General features: G+C 62.9%; 16 protein-coding genes and 1 pseudogene. 8 read left to right on the forward strand and 9 right to left on the reverse strand.

What is annotated here, in order from left to right:
- Window positions 1–44: 44 nt before the first annotated feature.
- The gene (locus AC1DOG_RS17630) at window positions 45–473 is read left to right on the forward strand and encodes a hypothetical protein (protein ID WP_477929813.1); all 429 of its coding nucleotides are present in this window, start codon (window positions 45–47) and stop codon (window positions 471–473) included.
- Between the two features lie 245 nt (window positions 474–718).
- Here AC1DOG_RS17630 and AC1DOG_RS17635 read toward each other — a convergent pair whose 3' ends face one another.
- Entirely contained in the window at window positions 719–1114 is a 396-nt protein-coding gene (locus tag AC1DOG_RS17635; RefSeq protein WP_477929815.1) for a hypothetical protein, read from the reverse strand.
- 232 nt (window positions 1115–1346) lie between these two features.
- Here AC1DOG_RS17635 and AC1DOG_RS17640 point away from each other — a divergent pair, with 232 nt between their 5' ends.
- From AC1DOG_RS17640 to AC1DOG_RS17650, 3 genes are all read left to right on the forward strand, one after another.
- Window positions 1347–2903 carry a helicase HerA-like C-terminal domain-containing protein gene (locus AC1DOG_RS17640; protein WP_477929817.1) on the forward strand — a complete coding sequence of 519 codons (1557 nt, stop codon included), beginning with the start codon at window positions 1347–1349 and terminating at the stop codon, window positions 2901–2903.
- Window positions 2904–2958: 55 nt separating this feature from the next.
- The gene (locus AC1DOG_RS17645) at window positions 2959–3324 is read left to right on the forward strand and encodes a hypothetical protein (RefSeq protein WP_112944433.1); all 366 of its coding nucleotides are present in this window, start codon (window positions 2959–2961) and stop codon (window positions 3322–3324) included.
- A gap of 296 nt (window positions 3325–3620) precedes the next feature.
- Window positions 3621–5147 (forward strand): ABC-F family ATP-binding cassette domain-containing protein, encoded by a 1527-nt coding sequence (locus tag AC1DOG_RS17650; RefSeq protein WP_477929819.1) that lies wholly within the window; start codon window positions 3621–3623, stop codon window positions 5145–5147.
- An 88-nt stretch (window positions 5148–5235) separates the two neighbouring features.
- On the opposite strand, the gene AC1DOG_RS17655 is transcribed toward AC1DOG_RS17650, so the two are convergent.
- From AC1DOG_RS17655 to AC1DOG_RS17665, 3 genes and pseudogenes are all read right to left on the reverse strand, one after another.
- Window positions 5236–5523, reverse strand: coding sequence for a YccF domain-containing protein (locus AC1DOG_RS17655; protein ID WP_477930053.1), 288 nt, complete (start codon window positions 5521–5523; stop codon window positions 5236–5238).
- An 18-nt stretch (window positions 5524–5541) separates the two neighbouring features.
- Window positions 5542–5667: pseudogene (locus AC1DOG_RS17660) on the reverse strand (YccF domain-containing protein); the annotation flags it as partial.
- 178 nt (window positions 5668–5845) lie between these two features.
- Complete coding sequence (locus AC1DOG_RS17665) at window positions 5846–7078, reverse strand: ABC transporter substrate-binding protein (protein ID WP_477929821.1); 1233 nt, start codon at window positions 7076–7078, stop codon at window positions 5846–5848.
- A gap of 413 nt (window positions 7079–7491) precedes the next feature.
- On the opposite strand from AC1DOG_RS17665, the gene AC1DOG_RS17670 reads away from it, so the two are divergent.
- Window positions 7492–8289, forward strand: coding sequence for a transglutaminase-like cysteine peptidase (locus AC1DOG_RS17670; protein ID WP_477929823.1), 798 nt, complete (start codon window positions 7492–7494; stop codon window positions 8287–8289).
- A 118-nt stretch (window positions 8290–8407) separates the two neighbouring features.
- On the opposite strand, the gene AC1DOG_RS17675 is transcribed toward AC1DOG_RS17670, so the two are convergent.
- Window positions 8408–8836 carry an SRPBCC family protein gene (locus tag AC1DOG_RS17675; RefSeq protein ID WP_477929825.1) on the reverse strand — a complete coding sequence of 143 codons (429 nt, stop codon included), beginning with the start codon at window positions 8834–8836 and terminating at the stop codon, window positions 8408–8410.
- Between the two features lie 4 nt (window positions 8837–8840).
- Window positions 8841–9164, reverse strand: a complete 324-nt coding sequence (locus AC1DOG_RS17680) for an ArsR/SmtB family transcription factor (RefSeq protein WP_047507735.1) — start codon at window positions 9162–9164, stop codon at window positions 8841–8843.
- 167 nt (window positions 9165–9331) lie between these two features.
- Here AC1DOG_RS17680 and AC1DOG_RS17685 point away from each other — a divergent pair, with 167 nt between their 5' ends.
- From AC1DOG_RS17685 to AC1DOG_RS17695, 3 genes are all read left to right on the forward strand, one after another.
- Window positions 9332–9625 carry a type II toxin-antitoxin system Phd/YefM family antitoxin gene (locus tag AC1DOG_RS17685; protein ID WP_477929827.1) on the forward strand — a complete coding sequence of 98 codons (294 nt, stop codon included), beginning with the start codon at window positions 9332–9334 and terminating at the stop codon, window positions 9623–9625.
- Window positions 9626–9629: 4 nt separating this feature from the next.
- Window positions 9630–10082 (forward strand): hypothetical protein, encoded by a 453-nt coding sequence (locus AC1DOG_RS17690; RefSeq protein WP_112823254.1) that lies wholly within the window; start codon window positions 9630–9632, stop codon window positions 10080–10082.
- An 81-nt stretch (window positions 10083–10163) separates the two neighbouring features.
- On the forward strand, window positions 10164–10556 hold the full coding sequence (locus tag AC1DOG_RS17695) for a GFA family protein (protein ID WP_477929829.1): 393 nt from the start codon (window positions 10164–10166) through the stop codon (window positions 10554–10556).
- Between the two features lie 13 nt (window positions 10557–10569).
- On the opposite strand, the gene AC1DOG_RS17700 is transcribed toward AC1DOG_RS17695, so the two are convergent.
- The 3 genes from AC1DOG_RS17700 to AC1DOG_RS17710 are packed head-to-tail and all read right to left on the reverse strand — an operon-like array spanning window position 10570 to window position 14947.
- A complete protein-coding gene (locus AC1DOG_RS17700) occupies window positions 10570–11229 on the reverse strand; it encodes a ribbon-helix-helix domain-containing protein (protein WP_477929831.1) in 660 nt (219 codons plus the stop codon).
- A 2-nt stretch (window positions 11230–11231) separates the two neighbouring features.
- Window positions 11232–12521, reverse strand: a complete 1290-nt coding sequence (locus AC1DOG_RS17705; RefSeq protein ID WP_112944441.1) for an HlyD family type I secretion periplasmic adaptor subunit — start codon at window positions 12519–12521, stop codon at window positions 11232–11234.
- Window positions 12518–14947, reverse strand: coding sequence for a type I secretion system permease/ATPase (locus tag AC1DOG_RS17710; protein WP_477929833.1), 2430 nt, complete (start codon window positions 14945–14947; stop codon window positions 12518–12520). Before AC1DOG_RS17710 ends, AC1DOG_RS17705 begins: the two co-directional genes overlap by 4 nt.
- Between the last annotated feature and the right edge of the window lie 5 nt (window positions 14948–14952).

Below are 14952 nucleotides of genomic sequence, written 5' to 3' on the forward strand. Positions count from 1 at the left end.
GTCTCCCAGCAAGCAGTGTGGTCGCGCAACGGCGGGAGGCGATATTGCAGTGGTTTGCGGCAGCACTTCTGGCTTGCGGATGCGTCAACCTCGCCGAATTCCCCGACTTCCCGCCGGCGAAGGATTACGTCGCCACGACATCGTGTGATTTGAGCGCTAGTCCGGCCGGATGCCGGGATACGCGTGCGGGGTGGGCGGTGACTTATGCGCGTGCGGTTGGTGGGGGTTATGAGAGCCAGAGGGCGGTCGCGCTGTGCTTCAGCACGGGGTGCGATACGGCCATCGTCGAAGACAAGGTTTTGGGCTGCGCTTGGCGGCATGTGATGGTTGGCGCGAAGCATGCGGCGACGGCGGAGAGTGACCGGGCCGCGGTGGAGACGTTCTGTGGTGGCAACGTGCTGGATGAGGCCGATCGGCAGACGGCGCGGGATCAGGCGGCCGTGTGGATGCAGTTGATTGAGGTGACGCAGTAGGGTTTGTTGGGTTTGGGTGGTCGCAACCCTTGGCGTGCGCGGCCCCCTCATCCGCCTGCCGGCACCTTCTCCCCGTGGGGGAGAAGAGACTCGGAGCCGGCCGCTCGCTCCCTCTTCCCTTCGCCCCAACGGGGAGAAGGTGCCGGCAGGCGGATGAGGGGGCTGCACGGCACAACGCCCACCTCACCATCCACCCCACAGCAAAACGGGCGGAAAATCCGCCCGCTGCATCATCAATCAACCCATCAAACGAACTGGCTGAGCCCCGGTACCGAGGCGACGACCTCGTCGACGGTTTCCTTGCCGGCGTGCTGTTCGGCAATTGAAAGGGTTTCCTTGGCGAGCGAGGTGATCTCGCCCATGCCGAGGCCTTCGGACATCAGCTGCTGGCCGAGCGCCATGATGCCGCCGCCGCCAAGCGCGCCCATGATGCTGCCGAGAAGGCCGCCGCCGCCGGTTTCGCCGGCGCCGTTATACTGGGCGACCAGATCGGAGGCGCCCGGAATGGCTTCGATCATCTTGGCGACCGGGCCGTCGGCCGCTTCGCGCTGGAGAAACCCAAGCATCATGCCGAGCGCCTTTTCGGCCACTTCGGCCGGAATGCCGACCCGTGCGGCTATCTGATCCACGATTTCATTCATCGTCATCCTCCTGGTTTTATTGACGTTAACGTCAACGTTAATCGACTTCGAGTGGCAACTCAAGGCATCCGCGACACGATCATCGCTTATCCAGTTTTCCTTTTAATGCAGACAGTTGTCGGCATTGCGGTCCCTGCTTATAACAGTCAAACCATATTACAATGAACATGCGGATTATGCTCTCCGCATTTTGACGCAATCGGCGTCCGTCGCCGGCAGGGAGACCTTTCGCATGCTCGAGGATGGCAAGATCTACATCGGTACCAGCCGCAACCCTGATGACAGTATCAACACCCCCGAATATCTGGAACTCAAATACGGCAACCGCCACGGACTGGTGACCGGCGCCACCGGCACCGGGAAGACGGTGACGCTGCAGGTGCTGGCCGAAGGCTTCGCGAGAGCCGGCGTTCCCGTCTTCTGCGCCGACATCAAGGGCGATCTCTCCGGCATTGCCATGAAGGGCCAGCCCCAGGACTGGATGACCAAGCGGGCCGAGCAGATCGGTTTCGACGATTACGAGGCGGACCAGTTCCCCGTGATCTTCTGGGACCTGTTCGGCGAAAAGGGCCACCGGGTGCGCACCACCATCGCCGAGATGGGCCCTCTCCTGCTCGCCCGGCTGATGGATGCGTCGGAGCCGCAGGAAGGTGTCATCAACATCGCCTTCAAGATCGCCGACAAGGGCGGCCTGCCGCTGCTCGACCTCAAGGATTTCTCGGCCCTGCTCAACTACATGGGCGAGAACGCCACCGAGCTTTCCAGCCAGTACGGGCTGATCTCCAAGGCCTCCGTCGGCTCGATCCAGCGCGCTCTCTTGGTGCTCGAGCAGCAGGGCGCCGAGCATTTCTTCGGCGAGCCGGCGCTGAAGATCACCGACATCATGCGATCAGACAATCGCGGCTACGGGACTATCTCGGTGCTCGCCGCCGACAAGCTGATGATGAACCCGCGGCTTTACGCGACCTTCCTGCTCTGGCTTTTGTCGGAGCTCTTCGAGGAACTGCCCGAAGTGGGCGATCCGGAGAAGCCGAAGCTGGTGTTCTTCTTCGACGAGGCGCATCTGCTCTTCAACGACGCGCCGAAGGTGCTCGTCGAGCGTGTCGAGCAGGTGGTGCGCCTGATCCGCTCCAAGGGCGTCGGCGTCTATTTCGTCACGCAGAACCCGCTCGACGTGCCGGAGACGGTGCTGGCGCAGCTGGGCAACCGCGTGCAGCATGCGCTGCGCGCCTATACGCCGCGCGAGCAGAAGGCGGTGAAGACGGCGGCCGATACGTTCCGCCCCAACCCGGCCTTCGACTGCGCCACCGTGATCACCACGCTTGGAACCGGCGAGGCGCTGGTGTCGACGCTGGAGGCCAAGGGCGCGCCGTCGATCGTCGAGCGCACGCTGGTGCGGCCGCCATCCGGCCGCGTCGGGCCTCTGACGGACCAGGAGCGCCAGCAGGTGATGGACAAGAGCCCGGTGCTCGGCGTCTATGACGAGGATGTCGACCGCGAATCCGCCTTCGAGATCCTGGCGGCGCGGGCGCAGAAGGCATCCGATTCCGACGCTGCCAAGAAGGCGCAGCCGACACAGCCGGCCGAGGGAAGCGCCTCCGGCCGCTGGACGCTGCCGGGCTTCGGCGACGACGACAAGGACGAGAAGCAGGCGCAAGGCCGCCCCCGCTCCGGCGGCTACCAGCGCGAGACGGTGGTGGAAGCGGCGATGAAGAGCGTGGCGCGCACCGTGGCGACGCAAGTCGGGCGGGCGCTGGTGCGCGGCATTCTCGGCAGCCTGAAACGGTAACCCTGATCCCTCAACCCTTTTCGGAAGCGACCGCGTGACGTTGATTTGGAGAGAGTTGAACCCCGCAGAAAAGCAGATCATCCAGCGTCTGGCGCGCCACGCCGCGCGCGGCGAGGTGCCGCCAGCCTGGGACTGCGACCACTACCGCGCCGCCGAGATCGACGCATCCGGCTCGCTGCGCCTTCGCCTGCGCGACCGGACCGATTGGCCCGCCGACCTGCCGGCGCACCCCGTCGCGTCCGGCTATTTCGACGACAAGGAGGTCGCCGATCCCTACGGGCCGCTTGTCGACATCATCCTGTTTTCGGCCGCGGGCGTACTCTCGGAATTGCAAATCTATCGCAGCGACGGCGGCGTGATCCTGAAGGCGATCGAGGCCGACGCGATCTTTCTGATCACTGTACACGAGCATCACGGTTGAATTTTCGCGGCTGCAATGCTATTGCCAAGATACTTGAGAAAGGAGGGTTGCGCGTGACGATACATTTCCGATTCAATCGCCAGCGTGGCCCCGTCAACGCCCTGCAAATGCGTTTGCAGGGCTGACCAGAGACCGTTTCTCGACACCCTCTTCCTGGTCCGCCCCTCGTGGCACTGCAGCCGTGAGCCTATGCTCGCCTGCATTTTTTCTAGATCCCCCGAGCTTGAGCATACGCGCGCGATGAAGGCTGATGCCCGCGACGCGCCTGTGCCTGCTCGCAAGACCAGAGCAAGACCATGACGACAATCCATATCCGCAATCTCGGCATCACCCTTGGCAAGCCGCTGTTTTCCAACCTCACGCTTGCGATCGGCGCGGGCGACCGCATCGGGCTTGTTGCCGCCAATGGGCGCGGCAAGTCCACGCTGCTCCGCTGCCTGTCCGGTGCGATCGAGCCGAGCGAAGGCGATGTCACCCGCTCGCGCGGGCTCACCATCGGCCATGTCGAACAGGACGTGCCGCCTGCCCTGCTCGCACTGCCACTGCACGAGGCGGTGCTGAAGGCGCTGCCGGAGGACCAGCAGCTCAACGAGAGCTGGCGGGTCGACATGGTGCTTGCCGGTCTCGATGTGCCCGATGACATGCGCGAGCGGCCGGTGGGGCAGCTCAGCGGCGGCTGGCAGCGGCTGGCGATGCTGGCGCGCGTCTCCGTTACCGAGCCGGACGTGCTTCTGCTCGACGAGCCGACCAACCATCTCGACCTTGCGAAGATCGCCCGGCTTGAGGACTGGCTGAACGCGCTGCCACGCGACATGCCCGTCATCATCTCCAGCCACGACCGCGCCTTTCTCGACGCCACGACGAACCGGACGCTGTTTCTGAGGCCCGAGCAATCGGCGCTGTTTTCGCTGCCGTACTCTGAGGCGCGGGCAGCGCTCGACGACAGCGACGCGGCCGACGAGCGGCGTTACCAGCGCGACATGAAGACGGCGGAGAAGCTGCGCCAGCAGGCCGCCAAGCTCAACAATATCGGCATCAATTCCGGCAGCGACCTGCTTGTCGTCAAGACCAAGCAGCTGAAGCAGCGGGCGGAAAAGCTGGAGGACGCGGCCAAGCCCGCGCATCTGGAGCGCTCTTCGGGCGCGATCCGGCTCGCCAATCGGGGCACCCACGCCAAGGTGCTGGTGACGCTCGAGGATGCGATCGTGGCACGGCCGGATGGCACGCCGCTCTTCAAGACGGGCAAGCAGTTCATCTGCCAGGGCGACCGTATCGTTCTGCTGGGCGCCAATGGCATGGGCAAGAGCCGGATGGTGACGATGCTGCGCCGTGCGATCCTGGAGGCCGAAGGAACTGTCGAGGGCATCAAGGCGACGCCGTCGCTGGTGCTCGGCTATGGCGATCAGGCGCTGAACGAGCTGATCGACGAGGAGACGCCGATGCGGATGATCCTCAGGCGCTTCGATGTCGGAGACGCCCGAGCCCGCGCTCTGCTTGCCGGCGCCGGCATGACGATCGAGATGCAGGGCAAACCGATCGGCCGCCTCTCGGGCGGGCAGAAGGCACGGCTGGGGATGCTTGCGCTGCGGCTGACCAACCCGAACTTCTACCTGCTGGACGAGCCGACCAACCATCTCGACATCGAGGGCCAGGAGGCGCTGGAGAGCGAGTTGATGGCGCAGCAGGCAAGCTGCCTGCTTGTCTCGCACGACCGCGACTTCATCCGCAACGTCGGCAACCGTTTCTGGCAGATCGACGGCCGGAAACTGGTGGAAGTGGAGAGCCCGGAAGGCTTCTTCGCCGCTGCCGCGACGGCCGGCTGATCGGGCGGCCGTTAGCTTAGGTCAGAGCGAGGTCGGGCGGCGGAATGCGATTTTCCGCCGCTCGGCCAGCAACGTTAGTCGATCGCGATCAGCCCTGCCGAAGCGCCGCCAGCTGTGCCTGCGCATTGGCGGAGCGTGCGGCGGCCATCAGCTCCTTGGTGACCACGCGCTTGCCAACGGGAAACAGCGAGATGCCCGCAAGCTTGAAGTCCTGGAGGCCGAGCGGAATGCCGATGATCGTCACGAACATCAGGCAGCCGTGCAGAACATGAGAGATCGCCAGGATGACGCCGAATGGCAGCCAGATGATGTTGGCGATCAATCGAAATAGTGTCAGCCCGGCGCTGCTTTTGCCGGTGAGTTCGGCATGCGACACGACATCCCGTCCGAAGGGCCACAGGCTCAGCAAGCCGATCTCCCAGCAGGCGCGCGCCCACGGCAAGCCGATAATTGAGATAGTCATCAGTGCGGCGGCGAACCACCACATCAGTGCCAATGCCCATCCGCCAAGTATGAACCATAGAAAATTCGCGCCAGTACGCATGATGAAATCCCCTCATATCTATAAGGCCAGATGAGCAATACATCGCGCCGCCGTCAATCTGTGCGCGAAGAATTTACATCTACAATTCACGCAAAGTTTATCCCGTCGCAGGCGAAGGCGAAGTGCTGTCCGCGTCAGGGAAATGTTGCTCGCTTCAGAACGAAGCCGGCGCTTGAGCCAGCACGTTGAGCTTGCCGCCGCCGATGGCGTAGAGGCTCAAGCGGCGCTCGACCTGGCCCGATGGCGACAGGCGAAAGAGGCCGGTGACGCCGCGGAAGCCGACCTTGCTGGTCAGCGTCTCGGCGTTGAGGCCCGTCGGACCCTTGGTGCGGATGATGCCCGACGCGATGGCGATGGCGTCATAGCCGTAGGCGGCATCGGCCGAGAGCGGGCGCTTGTAGTGGCGCTGGTAGCGCTCCGAGATCAGCGAGGTCGCCTCGGGCTCGACCATGGCGATAAGCGTGCCGTTCGCGGTCGGCTCGCGGTAGGTCTGCGGCGGCCAGGCGCTGGTGCCGACGAAATTGAGATTGCTCTGGCCGCCGGCCTTGATCGCCCCTTCGATGGTGGTGGTGATCGCCGTGCGGCCGAGGATGAGGACCGTATCGGCCTGCTGCAGCTGCGGCTTGGCCGTCTGAACGGCGGCAGCGGCAGCTGCATCCGTCAGGTCATATCTGGTGATACCAAGAAAGGTGCCGCCGGAGGCGCGGATGGCGTCGGCCAGCCTGAGATCGGCTGTCTGCGGGAGACTCCGCTCAGCAAAGACGACGACCTTCTTGTGGCCACTGGCAGCGGCTGTCCGCAGGCCTTCCAGCGCGCTGTCGGTCTCGCTCGATGCGAGATTGTAGACATTGCCTGATGTTGCCGGCACGGGCTGGCCGAGATTGAGGAGCGGCGGGCGCTGGTCGGACGGCATGGCGGCGACGGCGGCCGTGGTCGCCGGTGGCAGGTAGCTGATAAGGATCGCCGAGCTTCTGGACTTGGCGGCGGCCACCGCGGCAGGCGCGGCAGCGGGGCTCGCAACGTCGATCACCTTGACGAATGCCTGGTTGGCGCCGAGTTCGCCGATGCCGAGGGCCGCGGCATCTCTCACATCGCGCGACGGCCCTTCGAAGAGCCCGTTCGAGCCTTTCTGCATCAGCAAGGTGATCTCGGCGCCGTTTTCGCCGAAGCTTTCTTCGACATCGCTCGACGGCGGCTTGATGTCGTTGGTCTTGACGTTCCTGGCGATGCCGTCAACGTCGGACTGGCAGGCTGCCAGCGCCGTGCAGGAAAGGACGACGGAGAGAAGCAGGAGCGATCGGGCGGCTTGCGCCCCCTTGTGGGCTGCGCGACGGACGCCGCGTAAACCATGCGCGCTACGCGCCACATCCCTGCCCTTAACGATCACTGCTTCCCCCAAACCCTGTCAGGCCGTCTATAGCGGCCATTTCGCGGCTTCATATCTGCATAGGCATCTGGCGAAAGCAAACCCTTCCCCCAAACTTGGTTGACGGAAAAGCTAAAATTTTCAGCTTTTTTGAGCGGATAACTTCGTTCTAATTTATCCACGCTTCCAAACTCGATATTTATGGCTGATCGGTACATTTCTCCCAACAAGTGGAGAAATTAAGTCCCGTGACCAAAATAACAAAAACAAACAAAGTCGCTTTTATCGCACTTCTTTCGGCATTTTCTTCTTTTTCTTGCAATCAAGCATCGGCTTCTGTTCTGTATAATACAGAAGCATACGGCGCATCTTACTCCAGCTATATTTCGACAAGCATCGCCGAGCAGGCGGCAAGCGCTGTCAGCGTCGGTGGCATGGCGCGCCTCGCCACGCTCGCCGGACGCGGTCTCGCGCAGGCTTTCGGCTCGATCGATCTCGCGGCCCTGAAGACGCCGGCGCCGGTTGCGGCCGCCGCATTCAGCTCCGAGACCACCGCATCCGTGAAGCCGGCAACCCGCCCCTCGATCGCCGCGCGCCCCGATGATGGCGGCGTGTTCGGATCGGTGGCGATCCCCTTCAAGCGCCTGGCAGCCCTGAAGCGGCTGGCGCCTTCGCTGGACGAAATGACCAGCGGCACCGCCATTTCCTGCGGCGCTGGCAAGTGCACTGACGCCGTCACGGCGGTCAAGGCATCGTTCGCCAAGACCTCTCAGGCATCGCTGCGCGACAAGATGAACGCGATCAACACCACGATCAACCACACGATCCGCTATGCCCGCGACATCGACACCTACAAGGTCGCCGATTACTGGGCGACGCCTTCCGAGACGCTGAAGCGCCAGCAGGGCGATTGCGAGGATCTCGCGATCCTGAAGATGGCGGCACTCAATGCCGAGGGCGTCGACCTTAAGGACATGGCGGTCGTGGTTCTCTTCGACCAGAAGCGCCATTTCTACCACGCCGTTCTCTCCGTCTCGGCCGGCGGCAACCACTATATTCTCGACAACATGCGCGACGAGGTTCTCGCCGACAGCCGCCTGCCCGACTACATGCCGCTCTATTCGATCGCCGGCGGCAAGGGCTACCTGCATGGCTCGCGCGTTGGCGGCAGCCAGATGGCATCTGCCATGCCGATCGAAAAGGTCGCGCCTGGCGAAGGTGTTGCCTTCTGATTGGAAGGCAATGGCGAGGGCCGGGGCTGGCCTCCTCTCGCATCCCGCTTCGATACCGAGGCGAAATGAAGCCGCCGGCGCTGCATTGCCGGCGGCTTTTTCATGTCGGTCCCCTGACTTAGCCGAGATATTTGTCGAGTTCGCCGAGGATCGAGGTCCAGCCCTGGATATGGCCGTCGCGCGCGCCTTCGCTGCGGAATTTTACCTGCTTCAGGGTCAGCTCCGTCGTTTCGGGGCCGATCTCCTTGAGATCGATGGTGACGACGCTGTCATCCAGCGAATGCGGGGATTCCCAGGTGAAGGACAGGCGCGAATAGGGATCGACTTCGAGATAGGTGCCGGAATGCGGGATCTCGCGCTCCGGTGTGACCATCACGATCATGAAGCGGCCGCCCTTGACCGGATCGGTGGTGACATTTCGGGCATCGAAGTTGCCTGAAGGCGTCTTCATGAATTTGGCCAGTGCTGTCGGCGAGAGCCAAGCGTTGAAAATCTTCTCGCGCGAGGCGGCGATCTTGCGGTTTACCGTCAGTTCAAGTTCGGACATGACTTCACTCCTTTGAAACGAGTAACTCTTCCAACGCCGTCAGGCGCAGCTCCCATATCGACTTCAGTTGCGCGAACCAGTCTTCCGTCAGTCTCAGCGGTTCAAGCTCCGCGGCAATGAAATGCTCGCGGCCCAAAGTACGCCGGGTGACCAGCCCCGCCTCCTCCAGAACCTTGATGTGCTTGGAGACGGAATTCAGGGACATGTCGAAATGAGCAGCGAGCCCCGTCACCCTGAGAGGCCCCTCTTGCACGAGGAGCGTCAGGATCTGCCGCCGCGTGGTATCCCCCGCGGCCTTCAATATCCGTGACAGTGCGTCTTCATCCATTTCATTCACCCATGTGGTTGAATATATCCATATCCAAGCGATAGTCAACCACATGGGTGAATATCTTTACAGAGGTGAAAAGCGCCCTCCCCTGAAACTTTTTGCGGCATTTGAGAAACGGCCCGATTTTGTGTATCTTGTGCATGTTACGGAAAATGGAGGCCAGCATGCCACGTGTCCCTGCTTCGGAGTTTCAGAAGAATTTTGGCGAGTGGCACGACAAGGTCCAACAGGCACCGGTCGAGATCACCAAGTACGGCAGGCCAACGGCCTATCTCGTCTCGGCTGACATGTTTCATCAGCTTTGGGAGCGTTTCAGGGTTTCGCTTCCCGTGGGCGCGCTTTCGGAAAGCGAAGTGGATCAGATCATGCAGGCGCGCGTGGAGACCGACACGCCTTACAATCTGGATGACCTGCCCGATATCGAAGAGGAAGACGCGTCACCCAAGCTGAGGCGATGACGCGATGAAAATCCCCGCTCTGCCGCCCATTGGTCATGTCGTCGCCTACGAATATCTGTGGGCCAGCAAGGCCAGGACGCGGCAGGACGGCGAGAAGGTCTATCCGACGGCGCTTATCCTATCGACGCGTGACGAACTCGGGTCAACATTCGTCTATGCGCTCGGCATTTCCCATATGCGCCCACCGGAAGGCCGCAGAGCGCTCGAGGTGCCCGCGAAATTGCGCCACCACATCGGGCTCGATGCCAGACCGCAATGGATCTACACCGACGAGGTCAATGCTTTCGTCTGGCCCGGTCCGGATCTGCGCCCGGCACAATGGATATCCCAGCGCCGGATCGTGGAAGACACCTGCGTGCTCGGCGCATTGCCTGAAGACTGGTTCAATCTGGTCAAGAACCATTTCCATGAGAGCTACAGGCTCGATCGCATGAGGCTGACGAAGAGAACCTTGTAGCCAAGGCTTGTTGCTCGATTGCGAACTTTTGCGCGGCGACGCCGTTTGGCTTCCAGGATTAGCTGAGGGAGGAGAGACGCGATGAGCGAAGTTACCGGCGGATGCCTCTGCGGCCGCGTTCGTTTGACTGTATCCGGTGCACCCTATCGGGTCGGCATCTGTCATTGCATGGATTGCCGCAAGCATCATGGGGCGCCGTTTCATGCCTCGGCGATCTTTCCCGAAGATGCGGTGCGGGTCGAGGGGGAGACGGGGGAGTATAACGGGCGGTTTTTCTGCCCGCGCTGTGGCTCGCCGGTGTTTGGACGGAGCGGCGATGAGGTCGAGGTCAATCTCGGGTCACTTGATCAGAAGGATCAGTTTCAGCCGAGCTATGAGCTTTGGACCATTCGCCGCGAGGGGTGGCTTCCGGCGTTTCCGTTGAAGCATCGATACGAGCGTGACCGCGATGCGGCGGGGCGTTTCGAGGATTGAGGTGGGGTTCGCTTCAGTAGCGGGAGATATAGCCGATGAGCATCGACTTCTCGTGCGTCGGCGCCAAAGCCAGGTTGATCTGGCCCTTCATGGTCTGGGTGCCCACGGCGATGGTGAAGCCGGTGGCCAGCGTCTTGCCCTTGTTGCGCGACAGGGTGGCGATGGCTTCCTCGATCTGAGTGTCGATCGAGAAGCGCAGGCTCTTGGTCAGCTGCGCGAGATCGCCGAGCGGCAGGCGCTGGCGCAGCATCGACAGGAAGGCGTCGTTGAAGAGCTGCACCTTCTTCTCATGCGTCAAAAGGATCGCCGGCGATGGCGAGGCCTGGATGATGGCGTTGACGTTGGCGAGCGAGGAGATGTCCTCGACCGTATCCAGCCGGCGCAGCGCCCATTTCAAGCTCAGAACACGCAGAAGCGAGGCGAGATTGCCGGATTCCGGCATCTGCGAAGCGGTGTAATGCACGAGATCGGCGGTCGACATCTTGCCGGAGGCCGACATGCGGCTGAGGCCGTCCCAATAGATGCGCTCCAGCCGGATGCCGCGACGCTCGCCGCCACGACCCGCGACAGCCCGGAAACGCGGCTCGATCTCTTCGGCGTCGATCGCGGGCAGTTGCTCGTCGGTCGGTTCGAGATCGGTTGCGTCCTGAATTCCGGGCTTGACGATCAGCATGGTCAGCGCTCCGTCAGCGCTTCGGTGCGCGCCTTGTTGATCGGCTTCATGAGATAGCTGAGCACGGTCTTGCTGCCGGTCATGATCTCGACGGAGGCGACCATGCCCGGGATGATCGGATAGGTCTTGCCGTCGCGTGAAAGCTCCGACTTGTCGGTCTTGACCTGCACGAGATAGTAGGTCTCGCCCTTTTCCTTCTCCACCAGACTGTCGGCCGAGATGTTCTCGACGATACCTTCGAGGCCGCCGAAGATCGAGAAGTCGTAAGCGGTGATCTTGACGATGGCCGGCTGGCCACGGCGGATGAAGGCGACGTCTCGCGGCGAGATCTTGGCTTCGACGAGCAGTGTGTCGGCCGTCGGAACGATGCCGGCGATGACGCGGCCGGGATCGACATAGGCGCCGATCGTGTTGACCTCGAGCGTGTTGACGATGCCATCAACAGGCGAGCGGATGTCGGTGCGCTTGACGCGATCGGACGCGCCGCGCACGGTTTCGTCGACGACAGAGAGCTCGGCCAGCGCCTGCGCCTTGTCCGTCAGCGCCTGCTGGCGCAGTTCGAGCGCGAGATCGCCGAGCTGCAGCTTGGCTTCCTGCACGGCGGCCTGCAGGCGATCGATGCTTTCCTGATAGACCTTGAGCTGTCCCTGCTGATCGGTGAGATCGCGCTCGGTCTTCAAGACTTCGGTTTCTGCCACCAGCTTCTTCTTGGCGAGCGGGCTGATAAGGTCGTACTGACGCTGGGCGCCGTCAATGTTTTGCGTCAGGCGGTCGATATTGGCGTGCGCCTCGCTGAGCTCGTTTTCGCGCTGGCGGACGCGCTCTTTCAGCACGCCGAGCTTGTTGGTGTAGCTGGCGCGATCGGCGGCGAAAAGCTGGGCCTCGTTGGCGCAGACTTCCTTGGCGACGGCCAGAATATCCTCAGGGCAATTGTAGGGCTCGTCGTACTTGCCCTCTTCCTCGAGCTTCAGGCGCGCCACCTTGGCGCCGAGCGCGCGGGCCTTGGCGACCGATTCGCCGAGCGTCGAAGTGGTGGTGGTGTTGTCGAGCTGGACCAGGAGTTGGCCCTTGCGCACGACCTGGCCGAGAACGACGGCGATCTGCTGGACCACGCCTGGTTCGGACGACTGGATGATCTGGGTCTTCGAGACGGGAATGACCTTGCCCTCGCCGCGGGCGATCTCGTTGATCTTGGCGATGGCCGCCCAGGCAACGAAGCTGGCGATGACGAGCGCCACAAGGCCGAGAATGGCGCGGGCGAGAAAGGGCGGGTTGTCGTGCTTGTTCTTCATGACAGCTTAACCCCCGGTACGATGGGCGTCACGTTCGCAGCGGCCACCGGGCCGACAGGCGCGCCGGAGGCGACTGACGCGACCGGCATCGGATGGGCGTGGGTAGGAGCAGCCGTTGCCACCTGCGCGACCGGCATGGCGGCGGAGCCCGCGGGGGCCGGCGCGACCGAGGTGACCGGGGCGACGGACATGGCGACCGGCGTGACCGGAGCCTGCCTTGCGACCGGAGCAACCGCCTGCGGGGCCACGGCCTGCGGGGCCACGGCCGCCGCGGGTGCGCCGGGCTTGCGCTGCATGGCTTCGATGACGGCCTGCTTCGGACCATCGGCAATGATGCGGCCCTTGTCGATGACGATCAGACGGTCGACGAGATCCAGCATGCTGTAGCGATGGGTGGCGATGATCAGCGTCGTCTTGCGGTCGAAGGCCTTGGAGAGGCGGGCGATCAGGTTGCGCTCGGTCGCGAGGTCCATGGCGCCCGAGGGCTCGTCGAGGAACACGACCTTGGGGCGCGTGAGCAAGAGACGGGCGATGGTGAGCGCCTGCTTCTGGCCGCTCGACAGATTGCTGCCGCGCTCGCCAACCGGCATGTCGAAGCCGCGCGGATGGGTGCCGACGAACTCGTCGACGCCAGTCATGCGGGCGACTTCGAGCAGGTCCTCATCGGTGGCGTCGGCGCGGCCGAGCAGCAGGTTCTCCTTCACCGTCCCGGAGAACAGATCGGAGGACTGGCCGGCGACGGCGACGTTGGCGCGCACTTCGGCCATGTGATACTGGCGGATATCGACGCCATCGATCAGCACGCGGCCGCCCGACGGGGCAAACAGGCCGTCCAGCAGACGTCCCAGCGTGGTCTTGCCGGAGCCGATGCGGCCGATGATGCCGATGCGCTCGCCCGGATTGACGTTGAAGGACAGCTTGTTGATCACGGGATAATCCGAGCCCGGATACTGGAACGAGACATCCTGGAAAGAGAAGGCGCCGCGGGTGATCTCGCGATTGACGAAGCCGACCGTCGAGGGGCGGTCATCGGGCTGTTCCATGATCTTGTCGAGGATGCGCAGCGACATGGTGGCCTGGCGGAAGCGCGCCAGCGTCATGGCGATCTGGCCGAGCGGCGCGCCGGCGCGGCTTGCGAGCATGACGGTGGCGACGATCGCGCCCATGGCGATGCGGCCTTCCGAGAACTCATAGGTGCCGGCGATGACGATCAGGACACTCACCATCTGCTGCACGAACATGGTCATGTTGATGGCGTTGGTGGAGACGTGCTTGATCTCTTCGCTGGTGCGGCTGGAGTATTTCGTCAGCTCCTGCCAGCGGCGCAGCATGGTGGCTTCGGCGCGCAGGCTCTTCAGCGTCTCGATCGTCGAGATGGTTTCGACCAGCAGCGACTGGCGGCGCGAGGCCTCGTTGGCGGCGGTCGCCATGCGCTTGCCGATCGCGGCCTGGGCGTAGAGACCGATCACGACCGAGAGCACGAAGGCGACGGCGGGAATGACCACGAGCCAGCCGGAAATGAGATAGATGACAGCGAGGAAGATGAAGACGAAGAGGCTGTCGATGATGACGCCGATCGTGTTCGAGGTGAAGAATTCGCGGACGAACTCATACTGCGTGACGCGGTTGGCATATTCGCCCGTCGACATCGGGCGCGAGGCCAGTGTCGAGTTCAGTACCTTGTCGAAGAGCATCTGAGAGAGGCGCAGATCGGCCTTGCGGCCGGCATAATCGATCAGCGAGGAGCGCGCTGTTTTCAGCAGGAAATCAAAGAGATAGGCAAGCGTGATGCCGGCGGCGAGAACCCACAGCGTCGGGATCGCCTTGTTGGGCAGAACGCGGTCATAGACGTTCATCGTAAACAGCGGCGAGCCGAGCGCGATCAGATTAATGAAGAGCGCGGCCACCATGACGCGGACGTAGGTGCGCCAGTAAGGCGCGAGCGTCGTTGCCAGCCAGTGGCGCTTTTCGATCTCGACGGCATTACCAACAAGCGCCTCTTCCGAGGCGTTCTGATAATAGAGCGTGAAGGCGAAGGCCGTCTCGGGCTTCAGCGCAATCAGGTCCTCGCGCGACAGGCGCGAGGAAACGCCGGCGACGGGAACGATGTCGGTGATGTAGGAGCCGTCCTCGGCCATCTCCAAAAGCGGGAGAACGCCGCCATCGGCGAAGGCGACGATGGCGGGACAATCGAAATTGCCGAGCCGGCAATCGCGCTCCGGATGCTTGATGACCTGAAGGCCGATGCGCTCGGCCATCTGCTCGACATCATCGCCCTCAAGCGATTCGGTGATCTCATCCGGCAGGCCGGAGAAGAGCACCGTATCGGAGCTTGGTCGACCATAGAACGCTGCCACGGATTTGAACGCGGCCTTGAATGTTTGAAGCGGCATGCTGCCGTTCGTCTCAGATGCAACGTTCCGCATGTTCT

The sequence above is a fragment of the Rhizobium sp. 01N48 genome, from assembly GCF_056399145.1.